This window comes from Stenotrophomonas sp. HMWF023 (assembly GCF_003060985.1).
Lineage (GTDB): Bacteria > Pseudomonadota > Gammaproteobacteria > Xanthomonadales > Xanthomonadaceae > Stenotrophomonas > Stenotrophomonas lactitubi.
This window is the reverse complement of sequence record NZ_QAIJ01000284.1, coordinates 1-3,872: the sequence shown is the minus strand read 5'-3', so window position 1 is coordinate 3,872 and position 3,872 is coordinate 1. Positions and strand designations below refer to the sequence as shown.

The 3,872-nt window shown below is 67.2% G+C and carries 3 protein-coding genes; 2 read left to right on the top strand and 1 reads right to left on the bottom strand.

What is annotated here, in order from left to right:
• Both DBR20_RS16160 and DBR20_RS16155 read left to right on the top strand, forming a co-directional pair.
• Positions 1-1,451: aminotransferase class III-fold pyridoxal phosphate-dependent enzyme (locus DBR20_RS16160; protein WP_108266919.1), on the top strand; the 1,451-nt coding region annotated here is incomplete at its 5' end.
• A gap of 202 nt (positions 1,452-1,653) precedes the next feature.
• On the top strand, positions 1,654-2,247 hold the full coding sequence (locus DBR20_RS16155) for a TIGR00730 family Rossman fold protein (RefSeq protein ID WP_025875132.1): 594 nt from the start codon (positions 1,654-1,656) through the stop codon (positions 2,245-2,247).
• 19 nt (positions 2,248-2,266) lie between these two features.
• Here the strand turns inward: DBR20_RS16155 and DBR20_RS16150 are convergent.
• Positions 2,267-3,872, bottom strand: a 1,606-nt coding sequence (locus DBR20_RS16150; RefSeq protein ID WP_146187034.1) for an EAL domain-containing protein, incomplete at its 5' end; no start/stop codon positions are given.

The following is a 3,872-nucleotide window of genomic DNA, read 5'->3' as shown; positions in this document are numbered from 1 at the left end:
CCCGCCTCACCAACGGCCTGGATGACGCAACCCTGACCGCCCTCGCCGCCAACCACCCGCAACTGGTTGCCGCGATTGACGCCGCCGCTGCCGAATTCGCGCGCGTGCAGGCCGAGCTGGGGCCGCTGCTGGCACAGGATGAGCAGGCGCAGATCGATGCCATGCAGGACGGCTTCGTCAACTTCTACGCCGATGATGCGGTAACCCCGTATGTGGCGCTGGCCGCACGCGGCCCGTGGGTGGTCACCCTGAAGGGCGCGGTGCTGTACGACGCCGGTGGCTACGGCATGCTCGGCTTCGGCCACACCCCCGATGCGGTCATGGAGGCGATGTCACGGCCGCAGGTGATGGCCAACATCATGACCCCCAGCCTGTCCCAGCAGCGCTTCATCACCGCGCTGCGGGCCGAGATCGGCCACCGTCGTGGCGGCTGTCCGTTCACCCGCTTCATGTGCCTGAATTCCGGTTCCGAAGCGGTCGGCCTGGCGGCGCGCATCGCCGACGTCAACGCCAAGCTGCAGACCGACCCGGGCGCCCGCCATGCCGGTGCGGCAATCAAGCGCGTGGTCATCAAGGGCAGCTTCCACGGCCGTACCGACCGCCCGGCGCTGTATTCCGATTCCAGCCGCAAGACCTACATGCAGCACCTGGCCAGCTACCGTGGCGAGGAGTCGGTGATCACCGTCGCGCCGTACGACGAGGCCGGCCTGCGCAAGGTGTTCGAGGATGCCGCGCACAACAACTGGTTCATCGAAGCGGTGTTCCTGGAGCCGGTGATGGGCGAAGGTGACCCGGGCCGCTCCGTGCCGCCGGCGTTCTACGCGCTGGCCCGCGAACTGACCCGCGCCCACGGCAGCCTGCTGCTGCTGGACTCGATCCAGGCCGGCCTGCGCGCCCATGGCGTGCTGTCTGTAGTCGACTATCCGGGCTTCGAAGGCCTGGATGCGCCGGACATGGAAACCTATTCCAAGGCGCTGAACGCCGCACAGTACCCGCTGTCGGTGCTGGCAGTGACCGAGCACGCCGCACAGCTGTACCGCAAGGGCATCTACGGCAACACCATGACCAGCAACCCGCGTGCGCTGGACGTGGCCTGCGCCACCCTGGCCCAGCTGACCCCGCAGGTCCGCGCGGCGATTTCCGAGCGTGGTGCTGAGGCCGTGCGCAAGCTGGAGCAGCTGAAGAACGAGCTGGGCGGCCTGATCACCAAGGTGCAGGGCACCGGTCTGCTGTTCTCCTGCGAACTGGCCCCGCAGTTCAAGTGCTATGGCGCCAATTCCACCGAGGAATGGCTGCGCCAGCACGGCATCAACGTGATCCACGGCGGCGAGAACTCGCTGCGCTTCACCCCGCACTTCGGCATGGACAGCAGCGAGCTGGACCTGCTGGTGGGCATGGTGGGCCGCGCCCTGCGTGAAGGGCCCCGCCGCGAGCAGGCTGCCGCTGCGTAACCGCAGACCTTCGTAGAGCCGGGCGCTGCCCGGCCGAAAGGCTGACGGGCTGGCCGTGATCTGAACGAAATGGCGCCGGGCATGGCCCGGCGCTACAGAGAACAACGGCTAGGCCTCATAATTGCCCGGACACCCCGCCCTGCGACCGGCTCCACTGGTCGACCGCGGGGCGTTTTCGTTTCCGGCCAAGACAGGAAGATCCATGAAGTCGATCTGTGTGTACTGCGGTTCCAACGCTGGCAGCAAGCCGGTCTACACCGAACGCGCCATTGCGCTGGGCGATCGCATCGCCCGCGACGGCATGCGCCTGGTGTACGGCGGCGGCAATGTCGGCCTGATGGGCACCGTGGCCAATGCCGTGCTCGCCGCCGGCGGTGAGGTCACCGGCGTGATTCCGCGCCAGCTGGCCGACTGGGAAGTGGCCCATCGCGGCCTGACCGAACTGGAAATCGTCGGTTCGATGCATGAGCGCAAGTCGCGCATGTTCGATCTGTCCGATGGCTTCGTCGCCCTGCCCGGCGGCTTCGGCACCATGGAAGAGATCTTCGAGATGCTGACCTGGCGCCAGCTGGGCATCGGCAACAAGCCCTGCGCCTTCCTCGACGTGGACGGCTTCTACGCGCCGCTGATCGGCATGATCGATCGCATGGTGGAAGAGCGCTTCCTGCACCCCGAGCAGCGCCAGGACCTGTGGTACGGCTCGGACATTGAAGAGATGCTGGCCTGGATGAAGAACTACCAGCCGGCCCAGGCCTCGAAGTGGATCGACGAGAAGCGCCGCGCGGCGCTGCGTTGAAGACTGCGTGCGCGGTGGCTCAGGCCGCCGCGCGCGTCCACGGTGCCGGCCGGCCCAGCAGGTAGCCTTGGCCGTAGTCGCAGCCGAGTTCGAACAGCGTGTCACGCTGCGCCTCGGTCTCGACGCCTTCGCCGATGGTCTCGATGCCCAGCGTGCGGGCCAGTGACAGCACACCCTCCACCAGCGCGCGGGTACTCTGCGCCTCCGGCCCGTGCAGGCCGGCAATGAAGCTCTGGTCGATCTTCAACGTGCTGATCGGGAAGCGGTGCAGGTAGGACAGTGCCGAGAAGCCGGTACCGAAATCGTCCAGCTGCACCTGGATGCCGCGTTCGCGCAGGCCCTTGAGGATGTGCAGCGTATGCGGACCATCGTCGAGCAGCGCGACCTCGGTGATCTCCAGGCGCAGCCGCTGTGGGTCCGCGTTGCACGACTCCAGCAGGCCATACAGCCGCCCGCTGAACTCGGCGGAGCGGAAATGCCGCGGCGACACGTTGACCGACACATAGCCACGCCCACCATCGGCAAGGCCGGCGATGACCTGTTCGTAGATCAACCAGTCAACCTGTTCGATCAGGCCGCTTTCCTCGCCCAGCTCCAGGAACGCGCCCGGCAGCAACAGGCCGCGGCGCTCATGCTTCCAGCGCAGCAGGGCCTCATGGCCGACCACTTCGCCATCGGACAGGCGCACGATCGGCTGGTAGAACGGCACGAAATCACGGTTGTTGATCGCCCGCCGCAGGTCTGCCTCAAGATCCAGGCTGCGCAGCGCCTGCTCGCGCATCTCCTCGTCGAAGATCGAGCAGCGGTCGTGGCCCTGGGCCTTGGCCCGGTACATCGCCGCATCGGCATCGCGCAGCAGCTCCTCGCCGGTGCGGTAGCGCGGGTTCCACAGGGCGATGCCGAGGCTGCCGGACGGAAACAGCTCGCGACCGGCGATCCACATCGACTCCTGCAGCGCCAGCAACAACCGCTGGCCGAAATCCAGGGCCTGCGCCAGCCCGTCCGGGCATTGCAGCAGCACGGCGAACTCATCCCCGCCGAGGCGCGCCACCACGTCGTTGTCACCTGCCATGGATACGATGCGCTTGGCCACTTCCACCAGCATGCGATCGCCGGCGGCGTGGCCGATGCTGTCGTTGACCAGCTTGAAGCGGTCCAGGTCCAGGAACAGCACCGCGAACACCGGGCCGCCTTCGCGCCGGGCCAGCGCCAGCGCATCCTGCAGCCTGTCCAGCAGGTGCAGGCGATTGGGCAGTCCGGTCAGCGCGTCGTGCATGGCCTGGTGAGTCAGTCGCTGCTCGGCGCGCAGGCGTTCGCCGATCTGGCCCAGCAGCTTTTCGTTGACCTCGCCCAGTTCGCGGGTGCGCTCTTCCACCCGTTTTTCCAGCTCGGCATGCGCCGAGCGCAGGCGTTGCTGGTCGCGCTGGCGCGCAAGACCGGTGCCGATGTTCTGCGCGACGAAAATCAGCAGGCGCTGGTCATGCACACTGAAGGCGATCTGCTCGGTATAGCTCTGCACGACGATCGCGCCGACCACTTCGTCGTCGCGCAGCAGCGGCACACCGAGCCAGCACTGCGAACGTGCACCGGATTCGCGTACCTCGCCGGTTTCCAGCAGCGCATCG

What these genes read in the sequence shown, in the direction of transcription:
- DBR20_RS16155 (WP_025875132.1), top strand. Translation starts at nt 1,654, where the DNA reads ATGAAGTCGATCTGTGTGTACTGCGGTTCCAACGCTGGCAGCAAGCCG.